At 63.6% G+C, this 23,065-nt stretch carries 21 protein-coding genes; 14 read left to right on the forward strand and 7 right to left on the reverse strand.

What is annotated here, in order from left to right:
* Positions 1-130 precede the first annotated feature (130 nt).
* The 3 genes from holB to AT302_RS10355 all read left to right on the forward strand — a co-directional run bounded on the left by holB (position 131) and on the right by AT302_RS10355 (position 2,761).
* Complete coding sequence (gene holB / locus AT302_RS10345) at positions 131-1,171, forward strand: DNA polymerase III subunit delta' (protein WP_058378369.1); 1,041 nt, start codon at positions 131-133, stop codon at positions 1,169-1,171.
* A 29-nt stretch (positions 1,172-1,200) separates the two neighbouring features.
* Positions 1,201-1,983: a TatD family hydrolase gene (locus AT302_RS10350; protein WP_058378370.1), complete on the forward strand. Its 783-nt coding sequence runs from the start codon at positions 1,201-1,203 to the stop codon at positions 1,981-1,983.
* A 103-nt stretch (positions 1,984-2,086) separates the two neighbouring features.
* Positions 2,087-2,761 carry an ankyrin repeat domain-containing protein gene (locus AT302_RS10355; protein WP_058378371.1) on the forward strand — a complete coding sequence of 225 codons (675 nt, stop codon included), beginning with the start codon at positions 2,087-2,089 and terminating at the stop codon, positions 2,759-2,761.
* 43 nt (positions 2,762-2,804) lie between these two features.
* Here AT302_RS10355 and AT302_RS10360 read toward each other — a convergent pair whose 3' ends face one another.
* The 3 genes from AT302_RS10360 to otsB form a co-directional block, all read right to left on the reverse strand.
* Positions 2,805-3,608, reverse strand: coding sequence for a crotonase/enoyl-CoA hydratase family protein (locus AT302_RS10360; protein ID WP_058378372.1), 804 nt, complete (start codon positions 3,606-3,608; stop codon positions 2,805-2,807).
* A 182-nt stretch (positions 3,609-3,790) separates the two neighbouring features.
* A complete protein-coding gene (gene otsA, locus AT302_RS10365; RefSeq protein ID WP_058378373.1) occupies positions 3,791-5,218 on the reverse strand; it encodes an alpha,alpha-trehalose-phosphate synthase (UDP-forming) in 1,428 nt (475 codons plus the stop codon).
* The gene (gene otsB, locus AT302_RS10370) at positions 5,215-6,012 is read right to left on the reverse strand and encodes a trehalose-phosphatase (RefSeq protein ID WP_084656147.1); all 798 of its coding nucleotides are present in this window, start codon (positions 6,010-6,012) and stop codon (positions 5,215-5,217) included. The genes otsA and otsB overlap by 4 nt, the downstream gene beginning before the upstream one ends.
* Before the next feature lie 399 nt (positions 6,013-6,411).
* Here otsB and AT302_RS10375 point away from each other — a divergent pair, with 399 nt between their 5' ends.
* Positions 6,412-9,000, forward strand: a complete 2,589-nt coding sequence (locus tag AT302_RS10375; protein WP_058378374.1) for a PepSY domain-containing protein — start codon at positions 6,412-6,414, stop codon at positions 8,998-9,000.
* A gap of 97 nt (positions 9,001-9,097) precedes the next feature.
* Entirely contained in the window at positions 9,098-9,382 is a 285-nt protein-coding gene (locus AT302_RS10380) for an acylphosphatase (RefSeq protein WP_087687838.1), read from the forward strand.
* A 79-nt stretch (positions 9,383-9,461) separates the two neighbouring features.
* On the opposite strand, the gene AT302_RS10385 is transcribed toward AT302_RS10380, so the two are convergent.
* Positions 9,462-11,093, reverse strand: a complete 1,632-nt coding sequence (locus AT302_RS10385; protein WP_237172112.1) for a methyl-accepting chemotaxis protein — start codon at positions 11,091-11,093, stop codon at positions 9,462-9,464.
* Positions 11,094-11,375: 282 nt separating this feature from the next.
* Here AT302_RS10385 and AT302_RS10390 point away from each other — a divergent pair, with 282 nt between their 5' ends.
* The 3 genes from AT302_RS10390 (at position 11,376) to AT302_RS10400 (ending at position 13,815) form a co-directional block, all read left to right on the forward strand.
* A complete protein-coding gene (locus tag AT302_RS10390) occupies positions 11,376-13,103 on the forward strand; it encodes an ATP-binding protein (RefSeq protein ID WP_058378377.1) in 1,728 nt (575 codons plus the stop codon).
* 65 nt (positions 13,104-13,168) lie between these two features.
* Positions 13,169-13,450, forward strand: a complete 282-nt coding sequence (locus AT302_RS10395) for a type II toxin-antitoxin system RelE/ParE family toxin (RefSeq protein WP_058378378.1) — start codon at positions 13,169-13,171, stop codon at positions 13,448-13,450.
* 14 nt (positions 13,451-13,464) lie between these two features.
* Positions 13,465-13,815, forward strand: coding sequence for a HigA family addiction module antitoxin (locus AT302_RS10400; RefSeq protein WP_058378379.1), 351 nt, complete (start codon positions 13,465-13,467; stop codon positions 13,813-13,815).
* 23 nt (positions 13,816-13,838) lie between these two features.
* Here AT302_RS10400 and trhA read toward each other — a convergent pair whose 3' ends face one another.
* The 3 genes from trhA to AT302_RS10415 all read right to left on the reverse strand — a co-directional run bounded on the left by trhA (position 13,839) and on the right by AT302_RS10415 (position 15,715).
* On the reverse strand, positions 13,839-14,492 hold the full coding sequence (trhA, locus tag AT302_RS10405; RefSeq protein ID WP_058378380.1) for a PAQR family membrane homeostasis protein TrhA: 654 nt from the start codon (positions 14,490-14,492) through the stop codon (positions 13,839-13,841).
* Entirely contained in the window at positions 14,489-15,046 is a 558-nt protein-coding gene (locus AT302_RS10410; protein ID WP_058378381.1) for a peroxiredoxin, read from the reverse strand. The genes trhA and AT302_RS10410 overlap by 4 nt, the downstream gene beginning before the upstream one ends.
* A 189-nt stretch (positions 15,047-15,235) precedes the next feature.
* Positions 15,236-15,715: an Lrp/AsnC family transcriptional regulator gene (locus AT302_RS10415; protein ID WP_058378382.1), complete on the reverse strand. Its 480-nt coding sequence runs from the start codon at positions 15,713-15,715 to the stop codon at positions 15,236-15,238.
* Between the two features lie 163 nt (positions 15,716-15,878).
* Here AT302_RS10415 and ilvB point away from each other — a divergent pair, with 163 nt between their 5' ends.
* The 6 genes from ilvB to astA all read left to right on the forward strand — a co-directional run bounded on the left by ilvB (position 15,879) and on the right by astA (position 23,061).
* On the forward strand, positions 15,879-17,708 hold the full coding sequence (ilvB, locus tag AT302_RS10420; RefSeq protein ID WP_058378383.1) for a biosynthetic-type acetolactate synthase large subunit: 1,830 nt from the start codon (positions 15,879-15,881) through the stop codon (positions 17,706-17,708).
* Positions 17,709-17,861: 153 nt separating this feature from the next.
* Positions 17,862-18,641: a basic amino acid ABC transporter substrate-binding protein gene (locus AT302_RS10425; RefSeq protein ID WP_217426906.1), complete on the forward strand. Its 780-nt coding sequence runs from the start codon at positions 17,862-17,864 to the stop codon at positions 18,639-18,641.
* A 150-nt stretch (positions 18,642-18,791) separates the two neighbouring features.
* Positions 18,792-19,541 (forward strand): amino acid ABC transporter permease, encoded by a 750-nt coding sequence (locus tag AT302_RS10430; protein WP_058378384.1) that lies wholly within the window; start codon positions 18,792-18,794, stop codon positions 19,539-19,541.
* Positions 19,528-20,250 carry an amino acid ABC transporter ATP-binding protein gene (locus AT302_RS10435; protein WP_058378385.1) on the forward strand — a complete coding sequence of 241 codons (723 nt, stop codon included), beginning with the start codon at positions 19,528-19,530 and terminating at the stop codon, positions 20,248-20,250. The genes AT302_RS10430 and AT302_RS10435 overlap by 14 nt, the downstream gene beginning before the upstream one ends.
* A 211-nt stretch (positions 20,251-20,461) precedes the next feature.
* A complete protein-coding gene (locus AT302_RS10440; RefSeq protein ID WP_058378386.1) occupies positions 20,462-21,703 on the forward strand; it encodes an aspartate aminotransferase family protein in 1,242 nt (413 codons plus the stop codon).
* Positions 21,704-21,864: 161 nt separating this feature from the next.
* Positions 21,865-23,061: an arginine N-succinyltransferase gene (gene astA / locus AT302_RS10445; RefSeq protein WP_084656148.1), complete on the forward strand. Its 1,197-nt coding sequence runs from the start codon at positions 21,865-21,867 to the stop codon at positions 23,059-23,061.
* Positions 23,062-23,065 lie beyond the last annotated feature (4 nt).

The following is a 23,065-nucleotide window of genomic DNA, read 5'->3' on the forward strand; positions in this document are numbered from 1 at the left end:
GCGAATGGGGCCATAATCCGGGTATTCGTTCGGTCTCCCGCCCGAAATCAGGCGCAAGCCGACGACGTTCCCCGCACTGATGTGTCATGCCAGCGCCCATGCTGGCGAAAATTCAGGCCAAGGAGCCCCCATGCTGTATCCGTGGCAGTCGCAGGACTGGACGCGCCTTAACGATCTTCGCAGCCAGATGCCGCATGCCCTGTTGTTGCAGGCGGTGCCCGGCATCGGCGAGCTCGTGCTTGCGCGCACCTTCGCGCAGGGTCTGCTCTGCGAGGCCCCGCGCGACGATTTGTCGCCGTGCGGCACGTGCAGCGCCTGCCAGTGGTTTGCCAGCGGCAATCACCCGGATTTTCGTGCTATCTGCCCGGAAATCATGGCCGATACGCTGCCCGGTGCCGAGAATCGCACCGAGGCCGACGCCGACAAGAAGACCAAGACCCCGAGTAAGGAAATCAAGATCGAGCAGGTGCGCGAAGTCATCGACTTTGCCAGCCTGGGCTCGCACCGTCAGGGGCGTCGCGTCGTGCTGCTGTATCCGGCGGAAGCGCTGAACGTGCACGCCGCCAACGCGTTGCTCAAGACACTCGAAGAACCGCCTGAAGGTGTCGTTTTCCTGCTGGTGACGACGCAACCCGATCGCCTGCTGCCGACGATTTTGTCGCGCTGCCGTCGCGTGGTACTCACACGCCCCGACGACAAGCAGTCGACGCAATGGCTCATGGGCGAAGCCGGCCTCGATGCCGCGACGGCGGCGGCGGTGCTGGCGGAAGCCGGTGGCGCGCCCCTGTCGGCCCGCACGTTGGCCGAGCCCGAAGAGCGGAGCTGGCGCGACTGGCTGCTGGGGCAACTGGCGCAGGGCGGGGTGGTCGACGCGTTCGCTTGTGCCGAGCAACTGCATAAGGGCAACCTGCCGGGCATTCTCGAAACGCTGCAACGCTGGTGCTTCGACGTACTCGCCGAACGCATGACGGGCAACTCGCGTTTCTACCCGGCCCACGCTAAGGCGCTGCGCCAGTGCGGCGACGCGACCGACGACGTGCGCCTGCTCGGCTTCCTGCGTGAGCTTGCGCAACAGCGTCAGGTGCAGAACCACCCGCTTAACACCCGTGTGCTGCTCGAAGCCCTTTTTCTGCAATACAAACAGTTGTTCGGCGCACCGGCGTCGCTCTGACTCCGACACCGGAACCCTGATCGTCCATCATGTTTATCGATTCGCACTGTCACATCAATTTTCCCGAACTGGCCGAGCAGATGCCCGACCTGCTGGCCCGCATGCGCGAGAACAAGGTGAGTCACGCCTTGTGTGTGTCGGTCGATCTGCCCACGCTGCCGCAGGTGTTGGAGATCGCGGCACAACACGAGAATGTCTACGCCTCGGTGGGGGTGCATCCCGATTACGAAGACACGCCCGAGCCGAGCGTCGACGACCTCGTGCGTCTTGCGGCTACGCCCAAGGTGGTAGCCATCGGGGAGACCGGTCTCGACTATTACCGGCTGGAAGGGCGCTCCATCGAAGACATGGAATGGCAGCGCGAGCGCTTTCGCACCCACATTCGTGCGGCGCGCGTGACAGGCAAGCCGCTCATCATTCACACTCGCTCGGCCGCCGATGACACGCTGCGCCTCATGCGTGAAGAAAACGCGGGCGAGCCGGCCGGTGTGATGCACTGCTTCACCGAAAGCTGGGACGTGGCACAAGGCGCGCTCGATCAGAACTTCTACATCTCGTTCTCGGGTATCGTCACTTTCAAGAGTGCCCGCGATTTGCAAGACGTTGCACGCCGCGTGCCGCTCGATCGCATGCTGATCGAAACCGATTCGCCGTATCTCGCGCCGGTGCCGTATCGCGGCAAGCTGAACCAGCCCGGCTACGTGCGTCATGTGGCCGAATTCATTGCCGATTTGCGCGGCGAACCGGTCCAGAAGATTGCCGAGGTGACAACGGAGAACTTCTTCCGCCTGTTTGCCGCCGCAAAACATTGAAGCGAGTTGCCTCACCGCGCCAAGATCCGTACGACTTGCGCGGTTTCATCGCCTTGCCCCCAGCGTTACTCAATTTCAACGGTCTACCGACAGGAGTCCACCGATGCGCAAATTCCCGATGATCCGAGCCTTGATGTTGCTCAGCGTGCTTTGGCTGACGGCGTGTGCCACGGCGGCGACGTCGAATGTGGCGCTGTTCAAGGCCGTCACGTTCAACGATACGAAGGCTGTGGCCGAAGCCCTCAAGGCCGGCGTCGATCCGAACACGCGTGACGAGAAGGGCAATCCGTTGCTGGTGATCGCGATGCGCGAGAAGTCGGTCGATGTCGCGCGACTGCTCATCAACAACGACAAGACGGATCTCGATGCGACCAATGCCGCCGGTGAAAACGCGCTGATGCTCGCCTCGCTGCAAGGCCTCACGCCGATGGTCAAGCTGATGATCGACAAGGAAGCCGAGGTCAACAAGAAGGGCTGGGCACCGCTGCATTACGCGGCGACCAGCGGCAATGACGAGATCGTGCAGTTGCTGCTCGATGCGTCGGCGTATGTCGATGCCGAATCGCCCAACGGCACCACGCCGCTCATGATGGCCGCACGCGGTGGTCACATCACGACCTGCAAGGTGCTGCTCGACGGCGGTGCCGATGTGCGCTTGAAGAACCAATTGGGGCTCACCGCCATCGACTTCGCCAATCAGTCGAATCAGAAGGAAATTGCGGACGGTTTGCGCAAGCGTCTGGAGCAGGTGCAACAGTCGCGTCCGGCAGGGAAGTAAGTCGTAGCCCGGGGGCGCAGCAAGGCGCGGTGCGTTATTGCACTTAGTTTCGCGGCGCCCCGTGACGGCCCACACCGGAGAGGAAGGCGCGGGCCCCTTCGAGACCTTCCGAGAACACCACATCGTGTCCCGCTGCGCCTTCCTGGCGCAGCGCATCTTCCAGCGGTAAATCCCATTGCGCGTAAGCGGCCCGCCGGTCGGCGCGCAACGCGCCCTGCGGCAACGCGGCCAGTTGATGTGCCAGAGCAATGGCCCCCTGAAGCGCCATGCCCTCCGGCACCAACCGGTTCACCAGCCCGATCTCGAAACCTTCCTGTGCACCGACCGCGCGCCCGGTCAGAATCATGTCGAGCGCACGGCTCATACCGATCAGTCGCGGCAAACGCACCGTGCCGCCGTCGATGAGCGGCACGCCGAAGCGGCGGCAAAACACGCCGAACGTCGCCGACACGTCCGCCACTCGCAAGTCGCACCACAACGCCAGTTCCAGCCCGCCCGCCACCGCGTGGCCGGTGACCGCGGCAATCACCGGTTTGTCGAGATGGCGGCGCGTCAGGCCCATCGGGCCGTCGCCGCTGCCATCGGGTGTGACGACGTTGCGTCGCTGGGGATCGTCGAAAGCCGAGAGGTCGGCGCCGGCACAGAACGTCGAGCCTTTGCCGCACAACACGGCTACGCTCGCGTTGCTGTCGCGCTCGAAGGCGAGCAGTGCATCGCGCAAGGCGTTGGCCATCTCGCGGTCGACGGCATTGCGGCGTGCAGCACGAGCCAGCGTGATGACCGTCACCGGCCCATCGTTTTCGACGCTCACGCTGGGCGCCGAGCTATCGTTCTGACTTTGGCTCATGGCGAGTCTCCTTGTCACGGTGCGCGCGTTCCGGGAACGTCAGGTGGGGCGCGCTTTTGCATCGCACCCCCGAGTCGCGTCGATGTGTGCCGAAGCGTCAAAGCACGGAGCCTGAACGCCTCGGCGCCTCGGCGCCTCGGCGACTCAAAGCGCCCGTCAGCCTCGGCGTCCCGAAGCGTCCGTCAGGCCGCCGCAGGTTGTGCGCAGCGCACCAGCACCGGGGTGGCGGGTGTTGTCGCGCTCGGCGTACGAAGATCGGTCATGAACCGGTCGCGCCACGTCGACAGATTGTGTTCGCGCAATGTTGCCATCATGCCCTCGTAGCGCGACTGTCGCTCGGATAGCGACATGTTCAGGGCCGAGCGAAGCGCTTCAGCCATTTCGTCGATGTCATACGGATTGACGATCAATGCGCCATCAAGCTCTTGTGCCGCGCCCGCAAAACACGAGAGCACGAGCACCCCCGGATCGGCGGGGTCTTGCGACGCCACATACTCCTTGGCGACGAGATTCATACCGTCGCGCAGCGGCGTTACGTACCCTACTTGCGACGCCCGGAAGAACGACATCAAGACTTCGTGATCGTAGCGTTTGTTGATATAGCGCAGCGGTGTCCAGGCCAGATCTGAGAAGCGGCCATTGATGTGCCCCGCCTCGGTTTCCAACTGACGCCGGATCTCGCCGTACCCGGCCACATCCGAGCGGCTGGGCGGTGCGACTTGCACGAAGCTCACCGTGCCTTGCTGGTTGGGCCACAGCTCCAGCAGTCGCTCGAACGCGCGAAAACGCTCCAGCATCCCCTTGGAGTAGTCGAGCCGGTCCACGCTCATGATCAGCTTGCGTTGCTGCAACCCCTGCTTCAGATCGAGGATGTGCTTCACGGTGGCACGCGCAGTCGCCTGTTGCTGAATTTCGTCCGGATACACGCCGATCGGATAAACGCCCGTACGGAACGTGCGGCCATACGCGGTGACCGTGCCGTCGTCGTGCAGCGTGCCACCCGCGTAGCGCACCAGATAGTCGGTGAAGGCGGTGCGGTCGGGCTCGGTCTGAAAGCCGACGAGATCGTATTCGCACATCGCGCGCACGAGCGCCTCGTGCGGCGGCACGGTCATCAGCACCTGCGGCGACGGAAAGGGGATGTGCAAAAAGAAGCCGAGCCGCTGCTTGATACCGATATGCCGGCAGGCCTGCGCAAATGGCAGCAGATGATAGTCATGCACCCAGATCAGGTCGTCCGGCTGCAACAGCGGCGCGAGCAGCGACGCAAAGCGGGCATTGACGTGGCGATAGCCGTTGTAGTCGTCGCGCTGAAAGCGCGTGAGGTCGTCGCGATAGTGAAACGTCGGCCAGAGGGTGGCGTTGGAGAAACCGCGGTAGTAGGTGTTGTAATCGCGGCGCGTGAGCGGCACCGTGGCGAACGTGACGTTGTTGCGATGCGCGATGTCCGGGGCCGTTGCCGGCACCGCATCGATCTCGCCATTCCATCCGAACCACATGCCGCCGGTGTTTTTTAGCGCATCGAACACGCCGATGGCGAGCCCGCCGGCGGTGGGCTTGCCCTCGGTGATCGGGGCGACCCGGTTCGACACGATGACTAGGCGACTCATACGTCTTTCTCCTGTGTAGGCGGGCGCAGGGTCAACAGCCAGGCTGTGAGCGCCTCGGGGGACGGCAGGCGGTGACGGGCGCAGGTCTCGCCTTCGCCGATCTTGATCGTGATACCGCCGTGCGCATTGACATCGGCAAACCCGGCCTCGTCAGTCAGGTCGTCGCCCGCAAACAGGGGCGTGCGACCGGCGAACGGCGGGGTTTGCATGAGGAGGGAGATGGCGCGGCCCTTGCTGACGTTGCGGGGCCGCAGTTCGAACACCATCTTGCCGGGCTGCAAGGCAAAGGTGTCGGCGTGCAGTTCGGCGAGGGCGCGCATGGTGTCGCGTGCCACCCCCGCCAGTTCCGGTGCACCACGATAGTGCAGGGCGAGTGCGCTGCCCTTGTTCTCGAGCAGCAGCCCCGGGTGTTGTTCGACGAGTGCGCGCAGCGGCGCGGCCATGGCGGCGATGCGTTCCGTATCGCGCCCAAGACCCTCCGCACGCTCGAAATCGCCATTGGCATAGCGAATTTCGGCGCCGTGAAGGCCAGCGGCAGGCACGTGCAGGGGGGCGAGCAGACCGTCGATATCGTCAATGCGGCGCCCCGAGACCACAGCCAGAGCGCCGTTCGCACGTTCCTTCAGCCGGGCGAGCACGCTGGCGGTGTCGCGCGGCAACCGCACGGCGTCGGGACGCGCGGCCAGTGGCGCCAGCGTGCCGTCCAGATCAAAGAAGAACGCCGTGGTGTGCACGTCGACGACACAGGTGTCGGCCGGCGTGGTGGCGGACGTGGCTAACGTAGGTTGTTCCATGGCACTCCGTCGCTGTCGTGCCGTAAGGTCGAATCCGGGGCCGAGCGGGTGGGCGCAGGGGAAGGGGAAAGTACGACGATGACGGCGGTTCGGTGGGGCGGGAGCGCGAACTTCCGCGCGGGATAAATTCATCCTAACCGCTCAAAAACCGACAGGGCGTCGTCCGTTCTATGAAATTCTTGTGGGATATCGCTGACAGGCGCCTGACAGGAACCGAAATTCAGGGCCAGAAGTGAAAGATCGGGTAAAGATTGAAACTGAGAATCGTTTGCAATAACATTCGATATTGCCGCAAAGCGCCCGGGGGGCGTTTGCGGTATGGCACACCTCCGGGAACGGGGTTGCGGCGCACATCGCCTGTGCCGCCCAAAGGCGCCCAGAGTTGCGCCGGACAACACAATGATGAAAAGACTGTGGTTTCAACTGCACTGGTTTTTCGGCATCACCGCCGGGCTGGTGCTGGCAGTGGTCGGCCTGACCGGCGCGCTCCTTTCTTACGATGACGAACTCACGCGCGCCTTCAGCTCGGGCGTGATGACCGTGCCTGTGCGCGACGGCGGCCGGCTGCCCGTGCCCGAACTGGTCGCACGCGTGCACGACGCCGTCCCTGATCGCCGCATTCTGCTGATGACGGTGGTGCGTACTCCCGAAGATGCCGTGGGCGTACGTCTGTCGACCGGCGACGGTCCGCGCGGCGAAACCTATTTCGTCGATCCTTACACGGGTGAAATGCTCGGCCGCTCGAAGGCCGACGTCGTGTTCCGTTTCATCATGGACATCCACCGCTTCCTGACGGTGGAAGGCATCGGCAAGCAGATCACCGGCGCGGCCACGTTGCTGCTATTCCTGCTGGCGCTGAGTGGCCTGTATCTGCGTTGGCCGCGCCGTCTGGGCAACTGGCGTGCGTGGTTTCACATTGATTTCAAGAAGAAGGGCCGGCCGTTCCTCTGGAATCTGCACGCGGTGATCGGCACGGTGGTGCTGGTGCCGTATTTGTTGTCGGCCACGACCGGGCTTTACTGGTCGTACGACTGGTGGCGCGGCATGCTGTTTTCCGTCGCTGGGGTTCAGCAACCGGTGCGCAACAAGCCGGCGGCACAACCGAAGATGGCGAAGCGAGGGGACGAGGGCGGCGAGCGCAAGAAGCCCGCACTGCCGAATCTGGCCGACACCGACGTGAACGTCGCGTGGGACGCGTTCAAGGCTGAAGTCCCGAACTACACCAAAGTCTATCTGCGCCCGGCCCAGAAAGCGGGTGGCCCGCTCCAGATGACGTGGCTCGACGATTCGGTGCCACATGAGCGCGCATTCAGCCGTCTGGATGTGGACGCGGTGACGGGCAAGGTCAGCAACGTGGAGCGTTACGGCCAGAAGACCGTAGGTGGCCAGTTGATGACGAGCATCTACGCACTGCATCGCGGCAGCTTCTTCGGGCCGGTGGGCATCGTCGTCATGATGCTGTCGAGCCTGATGATGCCGGTGTTCTTCGTCACCGGCTGGATGCTCTACCTCGATCGTCGCAAGAAAAAACGGGCGCTGGCGGCGTCGCGGCCGGCGGCTGCCGGCAATGACAAGCCGTCGGCTGGCGGGGCGTTGGCCGACGAGGGGGTTCTGATCGGGTTTGCCAGCCAGAGCGGCGTGGCCGAAGGCCTCGCTTGGCAGACGGCTGGCATGTTGCAGGGTGCAGGTGTGCCCGCACAAATTCAACCGCTCGCACGCATCGGCGAGGCGCAACTCGGCACCGCCAAGCGCGCACTTTTCATTGTCAGCACGTTCGGTGACGGTGAGCCGCCTGACAGCGCCCGCCGCTTTGCCCAGCAACTGATGAATCAGGCGATGGCGTTGCCGACACTGCGCTTCGCCGTGCTCTCGCTGGGGGATAGCCAGTACGACCGGTTCTGCGGCTTCGGGCGCACGCTCGACGGCTGGCTGCGCGCGCAGGGCGGCGTGGCGGCGTTTGAACCTATTGAAGTCGACCGGGGCGACCCGGGCGCTTGGGCGCGATGGCAGGAGCGGCTGGGTGAATGGCTGGGCCGACCGCTCTCCGCAGCGAAGCCCGATGATTCGCCCGTCTTCCAATCATGGCAACTCGCAGAGCGCACGTTGCTGAACCCGGGCAGTACCGGTTTGCCGGCCTATCACGTGGCCTTTACGCCGCCGCCGGGCGTCAAGTGGGTGGCGGGTGATCTGGTGGAAGTGTTGCCGCGTCATCCGCAGGCGCGCATCGACGCGTGGCTTGCGGGCAGCGTCTGGGCGTCGGATGTCCGGGTGACGGTCGCCGGGCGAGAAGTGACGCTGGGCGAAGCGCTGCGCGAGCGCGTTCTGCCCGATGCGGCACCCCCCGCCGGTATCGACTTGCAGACATGGCTTGCGCCGCTGGCGACGCTGCCCGAGCGCGAGTATTCGATTGCCTCGACACCGGCAGAAGGCCAGTTGGCATTGCTGGTGCGTCAGACACGCAATCCCGATGGTTCGCTTGGCTTGGGTTCCGGCTGGCTGACCGATGGCGTGGCGCTGGGCGGTGACGTCATGATGCGCGTGCGTCCGAACCCGGGCTTCCATGGTCCGCAAGACGATCGCGGCGTGATCCTTATCGGCAACGGTACCGGACTTGCCGGTCTGCGTGCGCACTTGTCCGAGCGCATTGCACAGGGACGCCGTCGCAACTGGCTGATCTTCGGCGAGCGTCAGGCGGCGCACGACAGCTTCCACGATGTGACGTTGCGTGACTGGCAGGCACAGGGTGGCATTGCCCGCATCGACCGTGTGTATTCGCGCGATCAGGCGGCACGCATCTACGTGCAGGATCGCGTGCGGGAAGTCGCATCGGACATCGCCGAATGGGTGCAGCAGGGCGCTTCGATCTATGTCTGCGGCAGTTTGTCCGGCATGGCACCTGCGGTCGACGCGGCACTCGCCGACGCCATCGGCGCGCAGGCATTGCTCGATCTGTCCGCACAGGGGCGGTATCGTCGCGACATCTATTAAGCGCTCACGCGCGGTGTGCTAACTTGTTGCGAGGGCCTGATGATCATCAGGCCCTTTTTCCATAAGCTTCATGACAACGGGTCTTGCAGGAGGGGCAATGACGACAACGTGGCAAATCATCGTGCATGGGGTGGTGCAAGGCGTTGGCTACCGGGCCTCGTGTGTCGTGGCTGCCCACAGGCTCGGCGTGAATGGCTGGGTGCGTAACCGGCGCGACGGGACGGTGGAAGCGATAGCGCAAGGCAGCGCCGATCAGTTGCTCGCGTTCTGCGAATGGATGCGGCAGGGGCCACCCGGGGCGCAGGTCACGTCTTGCGAAGTTGACAAGGCGTGGATCGCCGAGACGCCGCTCAAGGGTTTCGAGCAGCGCGCCAGCGTCTGAGTTTTCAGTGGGGTAGGGGATCGGCGAACCGGCGTCGAGAACCGACGCCGGTGAGTGGCGCAACCGGGCGGGGACCGGTTTAGGCGGCGAGCGCCAGCGCACCGTGCGACGGAGCAGCGGCCGCAGCACCCTGCATGCCGATCGAGGCGTGGGTCGAATCATGCGCCGACAGCCGGAACAGCGCGACCGACTCGCGCAAGCGTGCGGCTTGCGATTCCAAGGCGGCAGCGGCTGCGGAAGCTTCTTCCACGAGCGCCGCATTCTGTTGCGTCATCTCGTCCATCTGCGTCACGGCACCGTTGACTTGCTCGATGCCGCTGGACTGCTCGACGCTGGCGGCCGAGATCTCGCCCATGATGTCGGTGACGCGTTTGACCGACTGCACCACTTCAATCATCGTCGCGCCTGCCCGTTCGACCAGACGGGTGCCGGTCTCGACACGGCTGCCCGACGCGTCGATCAATCCCTTGATTTCCTTGGCGGCTGCCGCGCTGCGTTGGGCAAGCGTGCGCACTTCGCCCGCAACCACCGCAAAACCACGGCCCTGCTCGCCGGCCCGCGCGGCTTCGACGGCGGCGTTGAGCGCCAGAATGTTGGTCTGGAAGGCAATGCCGTCGATGACGGTCAGGATGTCGTTGACCTTTTGCGAGGCTTCGGAAATATCGCGCATGGTCGTGACAACCTCCTGCACGACTTCGCCGCCACGTGAGGCGGTCTCCGATGCCGTCACGGCCAGTTGACTCGCGGCACGTGCGTTCTCGGCGTTCTGCTTCACGACGGCGGTCAGCTCTTCCATGCTCGCTGCGGTTTGCTCCAGCGAGGACGCCTGCGATTCGGTGCGTGCCGACAGGTCGGCATTGCCGTCGGCAATTTCGCGGGCGCTGCCGTGAATGGCTTCGGTGCTTTCGCGCACGGTGCCGACGGTGCCGGCAATGCCGTCGCGCATGCGGCCGAGGGCGCCGAACAACTGGCCCATCTCGTTGTTGGTGCGCTGTTCTACGCGATGGCTCAGATCGCCAGCCGCCATGCGCTCGAAGTGCCCGATGGCTTCACGAATCGGACGCAGCACGGCGCGGGCCAGCATGGCGCGGCCCCAGAGGGCGACGAGCAGGGCGATCACCAACGTGACGCCAAGCGCAATGCGCATGATGTTGTAGCGCTGTTGGGCGGCCTCGAAGCGGTCTTTCTGACGCGCAATCTGAATGTCCTGCAACTCGCGGATGGCGCTGTCGACGGCGTTGTAAGCCGACGGCGCGACGCGTGCCTGAATCTGGTGGAAGCCCGCCACATCACCCTGCTTGAGCGCGTTCATCGCCGGGGTAATCACGTTCTCGAAGAAGTTTCGGCGCTTGGTGTCGGCGGCCTTGGCCAACTCCGCTTCGTGCGTGTCTTCCTTGGGACGTTTCAGATAATCGTTCCAGAGGGCGTCGGAAGCGGCGATGTATTGGTTGCCGCGCTTGAGCACCTTTTCCGACTCGTCCGGGTCAGCGCCGAGGCTGACATAGGAGGCGAACGTCGCCATTGAGAGGCGAGTCCGCAGAAGCTGCTCGCCCGTGCCCTTGAGTTCGGCCAGAGCGGGGGTGTCGTCCGTGGCCATCTTGCTCAGGGACTCGTTGCTGGAACTGAGCGCTTGCAAGCCCAGCACGCTAACGAGGACGAGAACTGCACCAAGCAAACCAAGGACCAGTGTCAGGCTGGTCCGAATCGTCATGTTCTTATACATATTTATCGATGGAATGTGTGCCCGGGTCGCGGAAAGAGAACACGCGGCCTCCCCCGCCGGATGCTTCGAACAAAGCGGGTCATAGGGATTATCGGCAGATGAGACACAGAACTTGAGCCGTTTTGTCCGGCGAAATCCGAAAGCCCGCCTAGTCATGTCGAAGTTCGGAATTTGCGCAGTCGCAAAGCGCTCGCCAGACGCCAGACTCAAGGCTGTTCAGTTCCTCAGTACGCCGAAGCGCTCACGAGCGCAGTGAAGCGTCTTCACACGATGACTTTCAACGATCTCCCGAATGATGGCCTCGACGGTTGCCGCGATGACGCGATGATGCGAACGGAGTCAGCCGCCACCGAAATCGATGCCGCGCTGACCTCGTTGCCTTCCCTTACAGAGGAGGGCGGCATCGATTTGGCCGACCCATTCCGCATGGCACTGGTCCACGAACTTCGCGCGCCGTTGCAGGTGCTGCAAGGGCAACTGGATGCGTTGACCGGCGATGATGACGCCAGCGGCACCGGCGGCACCGGCGGCACCGGCGGCACTAGCGGGGCCGATCGGATGGACGCCGGGCACGCCGCCGGATTTTCGCCCGAACCCGGCAGGGTCGCCGGGAATGCACGATTCGACACCATGCGAGAGGCGCTCGATGTACTCGTGCGTGTCGTGGACGATGTGTTGCAGCTCGGGCAGGGCGATGCCGTGGAGATGCCGCTGCGCGATGAACCCTTTGAAGTGCGGGCGCAACTGGACGGCGAAGTCAGGCTCTTCGCCGCAGAAGCACGCGCGAAGGGCCTGACGCTACGCTGCAATGTCGACGACGAGGTACCCGCCGTATTGCGAGGCGATGCCGTGCGGCTGCGGCAGATCGTGCGCACGCTCCTTGCCAACGCACTCAAGTACACAGCCGAGGGTGAAGTTTGCGTTCGGGGTTCGTGGCGAGCGCAGGCGGAACATTTGACTGTGTGTGTGACTGACACCGGGCCGGGCATTCCCGAAGGGGCCCGAGAAGCTGTCTTCCATGCGTTTTATCGGGGGCAGCCGACGATCCCGGGCACGGGGCTCGGCTTATGGATCGCACGCCGTTGGGCGCATCGGATGGGCGGCGCGCTGCTCGCGGAGACACCCGCGCGAGGTGCGCACTTGCGCTTGTCGTTGCCATTTCCACCGCTTTCGCCACCGGCGGGCCGTGGCCTGATATCGCTCATCGACGCATCCGGCGGCGCCAGCTACTTCGAGAACGCAGACCAAGCGTTGCCGGTCGCCGTCGTGGCGGTTCGGGAAGGACTGCGCGTACTCGTGGTGGAGGACCACCCGATCAACCGCCTCGTGCTGTGCGAGCAGTTGGGTGCACTGGGGTGCGTGGCGCAGGGAGTGGGCGACGCGGCGGAGGCACTCGCCCACTGGGCGGCGTGCGAAGTCGATGTGGTGCTGACGGACGTGCAACTCGGGCAAGTCTGCGGGCTGACGTTGGCGGGGGATTTGCAGCGAATGGCAACGGTGCTGCATCGCCCGCCCCCGGTCGTGATTGCCGTGACCGGATCGGTGCTCGACGCGCGCATGGCGAGGGAGGCGGGTATCGACACGGTGCTGCCGAAGCCAGTGTCTCGTCGGCGGTTGCAACAGGTGCTCGCGGCGCGCTGGCCACGGCCGGTGGCAGTCGGACACGACGCTGAATCGTCGCCTGTTGTCGGCGCCATGCCGGAAGCCCCGCATGCCCCGCATGCCCCGCATGCCATGCATGCCATGCATGCCATGCAGATCAATCCGAAATTACCGCTTCACATGGATGCTGTGGCGAGGGGCGTGATGCGTGCCGAGATGGCGAAAGACATCGCGCAGTTCCGCCGTTTGCTCCGGCGCCGGCACCAAGGCGACCTCGCCGCGGCGCAGGCGGTGTTGCATCGCATGCAGGGGGCGTGCCGCATGTTCGGCGATCCCGAGTTGCTGGCGCGCTGCGCGTCGCTGGCCGCGAAGCTCGCGGCCTTCCCCTCGATCTGACGTGACACTTAATGTCACTCATATAACGTTGTTCGTTTAACGATATGTGTTATAAATTCAAACCTATGATCCAGACCTTCTCGGACAAGGTGACCGCGGCACTCTTTACCGGTCGCTACGTACGCAGGTTTCCAAAACCGATTCAGCGCGCCGCGTTACGCAAGTTATTGATGATCGATGCGGCGACTTGTGTGGAGGACTTGCTGGTGCCGCTGGGCAACCGATTGGAGGGTTTGCACGGTAAGCCAGTGGATTTGTGGAGCATTCGCGTCAATCAGCAATGGCGCGTGTGTTTCCGATTTGCCAAGGGCGATGCCTACGACGTGGGTATCGTCGACTATCACTGAAATGGGGTTTTGCCATGAGCATCAGACGAGATCAGATCGACCAGACCGATTTTGCGGGGCTGGTCACGGGGCAGTCGCTGGCGCCGATTCATCCGGGGGAAATTCTGCGCGAGGAATTCATGGTGCCGGGCGGCATGTCGGCGAACGCGCTGGCGTTGGCGCTTCATGTGCCGGCACCGCGCATCAACGACGTCGTGCGCGGCAAGCGGGGTATTTCGGCGGATACCGCCCTGCGTCTTGCGCGCTACTTCGGCACCTCTGCGGAGTTCTGGACCAATCTCCAGGCGTCGTACGACCTGCGTGTTGCCTTGCAGGCCGCCGGCGCGGACATCATCCGGCAGGTGCTCCCGCTGCGTGCGGCCTGACACGCTCAGTGTCAGACCCCGCGTCAGAGGTAGCGGCAGACCGCAAGGTAGTGGCAGGCCGTACCGCCAATGGCGAACAGGTGCCAGACCAGATGTCCGAATTTGATATGCCCGTCGAGCGAATAGAAGATCGCGCCGACGGTGTAGGCAACGCCACCGGCATATAGCCAGCCGGCACCAGGGCCGGGAATGGCTGCGAGCACGGGCCCTGCGACAAGCACTGCCACCCAGCCGAGGCAGATATACAGCGTTGTCGAGACGAGCGGCCGGTCGAGCAGGCCGAGCGTCTTGGCGATGAGGCCGGCGAGCGCCATGGCCCAGACACCGGTGAGCAGTGGCCAGCCCCACGGGTCATGCAGGATTTTGACCGTGAAGGGGGTGTAAGTCCCAGCAATGAAAAGAAAGATGGCGCAGTGGTCGACCCGCATGAACACGCGCTTGGCGCGTCCGTCAGGCAGGCCGTGGTAGAGCGCAGAAGACAGGTAGACCACCACCATCGTGGCGGCAAACACGCCGATACCGATCTGCTGCGCTGCGCTCGGGCCTACGCTCGAAGGCGGGCGCACGGCATTGAAGAGAAAGGGAATCGCGGCCAACGCCGCGAGGCACGCGAGTCCGTGACTGATGCTATTGGCGACTTCTTCGCTGCGCGTCTGAGCGCGTGCTTGCGCCTTCATGCGGGATGGGCTGCTCGCCATTTGCGTACCGCTTCAAGCGTGTTGGCGACGTGTTTGTCCGGATCGAGGCTCACGTAGCTATAGATGACTTTCCCATCCGGGGCGATGACATACGAGACGCGGTTGGCCAGATCGGGCTTGAGCGCGAGCACGGCGTCGTAGGCGCGCATGATGTGCTGGTCCGTATCGGCGGCGACGGCAAATTTGCTACGGCATTCCGACACCGAGAACTTGTTGAGCGTGTCGATGTTGTCGTGCGAGACGCCGATCACCGTGGCACCCATCGACTTGAACGTGTCGGTGGCTTCCGCGAAGTCATGCGCTTCGATCGTGCAGCCCGTGGTGAAGGCGGCAGGATAGAAGTACAGGACGACCGGTCCCTTCTTGAGCGCATCGGCCAGCGAGAACGAGAAGACATTTCCGCCAAGCGAGGCCTGCGCCGTGAAGTCCGGTGCCGTGGCACCCGTCTTGAGGGCCGCATGTGCGGGGATGAAACACCAGGCCGTCACGCCGAGAATCGCGGCCGCGGCTGTCACTCCGATCCAACGTTTCATGCAGAGCTCCCAAAGTGGATGCCTAAGTGAATGCTTAAGGATAGAGGCTTGCGAGGGCACTGTCCAACGTCTGTGACGCGGGTGACAGTCTACTGTCGGGTTCGTGACACGAACAGGGCATAGCGCTGTCTTTCGGGCCATTCATTGCGACGTTGCAGCGACTTCGTTGTTAGGTTGTGCCGACGCGTTTTAACTGCCTGCGGCCTGCGAGCCGATCGGCAAAACGGTGGTCGACTTGATCTGCGAGAGGGCGATCATCGAGTTGACCTCCTGCACCATCGGCAATTGCGACAGCCGTTCGAAGAAGAAGCGTTCGTAGGCGTCGACATCGCGCGTGACGATGCGCAGCAGGAAGTCGACGTTGCCCATCAGCACATGGCACTCGAGCACTTCCGGAAAATCCTGAATCGCCTTCGAAAACTCGGGCAGTGCGTTGCGATTGTGACCCGCCAGTTTTACGTGGGCGAACAGCATCACGTTCAAGCCGACCTTTTTGCGATCGACCAGCGCGACGCGCCGCTCGATGATGCCCTCGGCATCCAGCCGGTCGATGCGTCGCCAGCACTGCGACTGTGAAAGGCCGATCTGCTCGCCGATCTGGGCCGCCGACAGCGAAGCATCGACTTGCAGGATCGCGAGAATTTTCTCGTCAAATGCGTCAAGTTGCATAATCAATTCCTCCGAATTTTATATTTTGAATAGATCATGTGAAATTGGCGAGAATCTGTCAATGTTACGCGAAGCAATTACCTGCGCCTCGTCATAACATTGACCTTAGTTTGTTGCAGCTGCCGCAACAGTTCGTCTGAAACAGCCGGAAAACCACGCACCTATGAAACTCGACCTGTCTCTGCCTGCCGCCGAAGCCGCCACCGGCGCTGTCGCCCAGCCCGTTGCCCCGTTGTCCGCCAAGGGGGCGGACCTTATTGCGCGCACGCTGGTAGAGATTGGTGTCGACACGGTGTTCTGCTATCCGGGCGGCGCCAACCTGGAAATGCTCGATGCGCTCTCGCGCGTGTCCATCACGCTGGTGCGTACCGAACACGAGCAAGGCTCGGTGTTTGGCGCGCAGGGCTATGCACGCGCCACCGGCAAGCTCGGTGTTTGTCTGGCGACCTCCGGCCCGGGCGCGACCAATCTGGTCACCGGTATTGCCGACGCCGCCAGCGATTCGGTGCCGATTCTTGCGATCACGGGCAATGTCGCTACGCATTGGCTTGGCAAGAACGCCTTCCAAGAAGTGGACATCGTCGCGATCACCAAGCCGGTGACCAAGCTCGCCCGGCAAGTGCGCGAGGCGCGCGACATTCCGGCGGCACTGCGCGAAGCCGCGACTTGCGCGCTGGCGGGGCGCCCCGGCCCGGTGCTGGTGGATTTCCCGAAGGACATTCAACAGGCACGTCCCGACCAGCCGACCGACAAGCGCTTTACCGCGCCGGTGCCGGCCGGCATGAGCGACGAGACGGCCCAACGCATCGCGGCCTTGCTGGCGAAAAGCGAGCGGCCGGTCATCTACGCGGGTGGCGGGGTGATCGCCTCAGGCACCAGCGACCGGCTCAAGGCGCTGGCCGAAGCACTTAACTGTCCGGTAGCCCTCACGATGATGGGGTTGGGCGCGATGCCCGACGATCATCCACTGCTGCTCGGGCCGCTTGGCATGCACGGCGCCTATGCGGCCAACGTGGCTGTCAACGAGGCCGATCTGGTGCTGGCGCTTGGCGTGCGCTTCGACGACCGGGTGGTCGGCGATCCCACGTTGTTTGCCCGGCACGCCAAGATCGTCCATATCGACGTCGACGCGGCCGAAATCGGCAAGAACAAGCCCGTGACGCTGGGCGTGCACGCCGATTTGCGCGATGCTTTCAGCGGGCTGCTTGCCCACGCGACCCGCCGCGACGTGCCGGACTGGCACGCTTATCTGGGCGAGCGCCGTGCCGCCCACCCGCTGCGGGCATCGGTGTCGCCAGTGTCAGGCGAAAACGGTGACGCCAGCGTGCTGACCGGCGTGGACGTGATTGCCGCACTCGCGGCGCTGCTGCCGCCGGAGGCGGTGGTGACGACGGGCGTTGGCCAGCATCAGATGTGGGCGATGCAGCACCTGCGTTTGCGCGAGCCGCGCACGTTTCTGTCGAGCGCGGGTTTCGGCACCATGGGCTTTGGCTTGCCCGCGGCGATCGGCGCCAAGGTCGCGCTGCCCGACGTGCCCGTGATCGATATCGATGGCGACGGCAGCCTGAACATGTCCGTCAACGAGCTGTCGACCTGCCGCCGTTATGGGCTCGGCGTCAAAGTGCTGGTGATCAATAACCAGTGGCTGGGCATGGTGCGTCAGTGGCAGGACATGATCTACGCACGCAACCGCGTCGCCTCGTCGCTTGCCGATCCGAACGCACCAGAGGGTGCCGACGATGGCCGCCCGTACCCGGACTTCGTGACCATCGCTGCCGGTTACGGCGTGGCCGGTGCCCGCGTCACGCGTGCCGAGGAACTGCCGGCGGCGCTGGCCCGTATGCTGGCCGACCCGAGCGAGCCGTATCTGCTGGACGTACTGGTGGCCCGTGAAGACGATGTCTACCCGATGATCCCGGCGGGCAAATCTTACCGGGACGTGGTGTTCGGGCCGGGCGAGAGCGCGGGGCCGATTGCTGCCGGCGCGTTCTGAACGGCGGCGCTGGCGGCGTTCCCATTTCATGGGAATTGCGTCCCACGTCGCGAGATCGCAACGAGAAAACCCGCTTCGGCGGGTTTTTTTCGTTTCGGGGTCGGCGAGGAGTATCATTGCGCTCTTTTACGAATTCTCGCCTAGGAAATCAACATGTTGACGAAGCGCCTTGTGCTGGCCGCCGCCTGTTTTCTGACGACTTTCGCCGCTGTGCCGGCAGTGCAAGCTGCCGACCCCACGTACACCGTGGGCGCAGGCGGTACCTATCGTCCGTTCGAGTTCGAAACGCCGCAAAAAGAGCTGGTCGGCTTCGATATCGACGTCATCAAGGCGATCGGCAAGGCGGGCGGGTTCAACGTGAAGCTGGTCAGCACGCCGTGGGAAGGCATCTTCGCCACGCTCGACCAAGGCGACCGCGACATCATCATTTCGGGCATCACCATCACCGACAAGCGTCGTGAAATGGTCGACTTCTCGGCCCCGTATTTCCCGGCCGATCAGGTCATCATCACGTCGCCGGGCTCGAAGGTCGCCAATCTGGCCGACCTGAAGAAGCTGCAAGTCGGCGTGGTCAATTCGAGCACCGGCGACATCGCCGTCTCGGAAGAACTCGGCCGTGCCAGCACCTCGATCCGCCGCTTCGACAACACGCCGCTCATGCTCGAAGAGCTGTATCGCGGCGGTGTCGACGCTGCCGTGGGCGACGTGGGCGTGATCAAGTTCTACATCAAGAGCCATCCGGAAAAGCCGTTCAAGCTGGTCTACGACAGCAAGTTCAAGCGTCAGTACTTCGGTATTGCCGTGAAGAAGGGCAACAAGGTCGCGCTCGACAAGATCAACACCGGTCTGAAGAAGATCGTGGCTGACGGCACCTACGCCAAGATCTACAAGCAGTGGTTCGACGCCGACGTGCCGACGCTGCCGCAACAATAAGTAACGCGTGTAAGATTCGCGCCACGCGCGCCAGTCATCTGGCCTCTCGCGGCCCGTGAGCTGATCGTCAGAGCATCGACGTCAACCCCCGGGCCGCGAGCGTTTTTCTGCCGGCAAGCCGGTTCGTTTCATTTTGTATAAAGGTGCTTCATGGGTGGGTTCCAGTGGAACATCATCAGCGAGTACATGCCTCTGTTTGTCGAAGGCACGCTGATGACGCTCAAGTGCACGGTGATCTGTGTGATCGCTGGCACGTTACTCGGGCTTGTGCTCGGCGTCGGTCGTCTGGCCGAAGCGCGTCACGGCTTCTACAAGTATTTTCTGCGCTACGGTGTGCAGCTCCCGGTGCGCTTCTACGTCAGCTTTTTCCGTGGCACGCCGCTGTTCGTTCAGATTCTGCTGATCCACTTCGCGCTCATGCCGATGCTGATCAACCCGTCGGGCGGTCTGCTTATCAGCGGCGATCTGGCGCGTGAAATCCGCTCGCAGTACGGCGCGTTCATGTCGGCCGTGCTGGCGATCTCGCTCAACGCGGGTGCCTACGTGTCGGAAATCTTCCGCGCCGGTATCCAGTCGATCGACCGCGGTCAGGCCGAAGCGGCCCGCTCGCTCGGCATGACCTACATGCAGACGCTGCGCAAGGTGGTACTGCCGCAGGCGTTTCGCCGCATGCTGCCCCCGCTGGGCAACAACGCCATCGCGATCGTGAAGGACTCGTCGCTGGCGTCGGCCATCGGGCTGGCGGAACTGGCGTACGCCGCACGGACCGTATCGGGCGCCTATGCTCGTTATTGGGAGCCGTACCTGACGATTTCGCTCATCTACTGGGTGATTACGCTGGTGCTGTCGGCATTTGTTCAACATCTGGAAACGAGGTACGGCCAAGGTGATCGTCGTTAACAACCTGCAAAAGCAATACGGCGAGACGCACGTGCTGCGCGGCATTACCTGCCGAATCGAAGAAAGCGAAGTGGTGTGCGTGATCGGGCCGTCAGGCTCGGGCAAGAGCACGTTCCTGCGCTGTCTGAATGGACTCGAAGACGTCAGTGGCGGCGAAGTGCTCGTCAACGGCTTCCACGTCGAAGACCCGAAGACGAACATGAATGCCATGCGCGCAAGCGTCGGCATGGTGTTCCAGCGCTTCAACCTGTTCCCGCACATGTCGGTGCTCGAGAACCTGATTCTCGCGCCCATGCAGGTCAACAGCCTGAAGCGTGATCAGGCCGTGACGGTTGCCGAGCAACTGCTTCGCAAGGTCGGGTTGATCGACAAGATCGATGCGTTCCCGAACCAGCTCTCCGGCGGCCAGCAGCAGCGCGTGGCGATTGCCCGCGCACTGGCCATGCAGCCGACCGTCATGTTGTTCGACGAGCCGACCTCGGCGCTCGACCCCGAACTCGTGGGCGAAGTGCTGGAAGTCATGAAGTCGCTCGCCGAAGAAGGCATGACGATGGTGGTGGTCACGCACGAAATGGGGTTTGCGCGGGAAGTCTCCGATCGCGTGCTCTTCATCGATCAGGGCGTGATCATGGAAGAGGGCCATCCGGAACAGATCTTCTCGGCGCCGAAGCACGAGCGCACGCGCGAATTCTTACGCAAAGTCTTGTAATTCTTGTAGTTCGTTTGATTCCGATGCGCGCGACGGTGTATCCGCGCGCCGCATCTGATTACAATGCGAGGGTACGCGCGTCAGGTGCCATAAGACACCCGCGCGCCGCCGGCGCCCTGAGCCCCCAGCCAGGTCTTCTTTTACAGGGCAGTGACCGTTGTCCGGGCCTGCTCCGCAATCACCGATTGCACCCAGATTTCACGAGGTAGTCATGAGCCAGCCAATCGCTGTGACCCGCCAGACGTTCGACGACGTAATGGTGCCCAATTACGCTCCTGCCCAGATGGTGCCCGTGCGCGGCGAAGGCTCGCGCATGTGGGATCAGCAAGGTCGTGAGTATGTCGATTTCACCGGCGGTATCGCGGTCAACGCGCTGGGTCATGCGAACCCCGAGCTGGTGAAGGTCATCGAAGAGCAGGCACGCAAAGTCTGGCACATCGGCAACGGCTACACCAACGAGCCGGTGCTGCGTCTGGCCAAGGCGCTGACCGACGCGACGTTCGCCGATAAGGCCTTCTTCTGCAACTCGGGGCTCGAAGCCAACGAGGCCGCACTCAAGCTGGCCCGTCGCTACGCGTTCGACCATGCGGCGGAACGTGGCGGCAAGGATAAGAGCGAAATCATCTCGTTCTTCAACTCGTTCCACGGCCGCTCGCTGTTTACCGTGAGCGTCGGCGGTCAGGCCAAGTACACCGAAGGTTTCGGTCCGCTGCCGGCCGGCATCATGCACCTGCCGTACAACGATCTGAAGACCTTCGAGGCCACCATCTCTGACGCGACGGCTGCCGTCATCGTCGAGCCGGTGCAAGGGGAAGGCGGCGTGCTGCCGGCTGACCCGGCATTCCTCAAGGGCCTGCGCGACCTGTGCGACAAGCACGGCGCGCTGCTGATTTTTGACGAAGTGCAGACCGGCGTCGGCCGCACGGGCACGCTCTACGCTTACGAGCAATATGGCGTGACGCCGGACATCCTGACGACCGCCAAGGCGCTCGGCAACGGTTTTCCGATCGGCGGCATTCTCACCACCAGCAAGATCGCCGCGAGCTTCTCGCCGGGCACGCACGGCTGCACATACGGCGGCAACCCGCTCGCGACGGCCATCGCGGGGCGCGTGCTCGAACTGATCAACACCGCCGAGACGCTGAACGGCGTGAAGGCGCGTCACGATCATTTCATCAAGGGCATTGAAGCGATCAACGCGCGTCACGGCGTGTTCGCTGATGTGCGCGGCATGGGCCTGTTGATCGGTGCTGTGCTCAAGCCGGCCTTCGCGGGCCGTGCCAAGGAAATCGTGTCCGAGTCGGAGAAGAATGGCCTGATGCTGCTGATCGCCGGTGGCGATGTGGTGCGTTTCGCGCCGTCGCTGAACATTCCGTTCGCCGACATCGATGCGGGCCTCGCCTCGCTCGAGAAGGCCGTTGCGACACTGGCAGCCACGGCAAAGGCCGCCTGAACGGCTGCCGATTGACTGAGCACGCGCGCGTGTTCATTCGTCTGCCTGCATGACTTCGGGCCGGACCGACGGGAACGTCGCTCCGGCCCTTATTGCAATTAGCGGCAACTCGCGGTAACCAGCAGCACCCTGCGGTCCAACGCCGTTCCACCGGATATGCCATGACGCGTCAATCGAAAGCGGTGAAAGTCTCGCCCGTGCAGGACGAAGCGGCGAATCGTGGGGCGCCGGGCGACGCCACGGCGGCACATTCGGGCGCTGGGGCAAGCACGAGTGCCAATGACGCCACGTCAGAGGCCACATCGCTTCGCGTCGTACGTCAGGCGCGCCGCGAGGACCTGCCTGCGCTACTGAAGCTCGCCGCACTCGCGGGCCCGGGCATGACGTCGTTCAAACCCGATCCGGCAGCGCTCGAAGCGCGCCTTGAGCGCGTGACTGCCACGCTAGATGACCGCGCCCCGACGGCCGAGCAGGGCTATCTGTTCGTGATGGAAGATGTCGCGACCGGCACCATCGCCGGTGTGTGCGGCATTGAAGCGGCCGTGGGGCTTGAGCAGCCGTTTTATACGTACCGCAAAGATACGATCGTGCACGCGAGCCGCGAGTTGAACGTGTGGTCGCGCATGCTCACGCTGTCGCTCTCGAACGATCTCACCGGCTATAGCGAGTTGTGTTCGCTGCTGCTTGACCCGGCATGGCGGGGGCATGGCAACGGCGCCTTGCTCTCGAAGGCGCGATTCCTTTTCATGGCGCAGTTCCCGGAGCGTTTTGGCCCGCACGTGTGCGCCGAATTGCGCGGGTTCTTCGACGACAACGGGCAGAGTCCGTTCTGGCAGTCGCTCGGTCAACACTTCTTCAAAATCGATTTCGATCAGGCGGACTATCTGACGTCGATCGGCAAGAAGTCGTTTGTGGCCGAATTGATGCCGAAGTATCCGATCTACGTGGACTTTCTCTCGCCGCAGGCGCAGGCCGCCATTGGTGTGACGCATCGCGACACCTTGCCGGCACGGCGTCTGCTGGAACAGGAAGGGCTGCGCTCCGGGGCACACGTGGATATCTTCGACAGCGGCCCCGTGCTCGAAGCGCGGGTGGCCGATCTGCGTGCCGCGCGCGACAGCCGGTATCTGAGCGTGAACATCGGTGCAGATGACGGCAGCGTGCCGCCAGTCGCCAACGCAGAACCCTATCTCGTAGCGTGCCTGGGGCTTGGCGGGTTTCGCGCCACGCTCGTCACCGGGCGTCCGGAGCGGCGGGCGTTCACCCTGAGTCCGCTTGCGGCGAAAGCACTCGGCGTCAAGCAAGGCGATCGCGTACAGGTATTGCCGCTCAAGCCGCCGCGTGCGGACGCCATCTGAGCGC

Source organism: Pandoraea norimbergensis (genome assembly GCF_001465545.3).
GTDB classification, from domain to species: Bacteria; Pseudomonadota; Gammaproteobacteria; order Burkholderiales; family Burkholderiaceae; genus Pandoraea; species Pandoraea norimbergensis.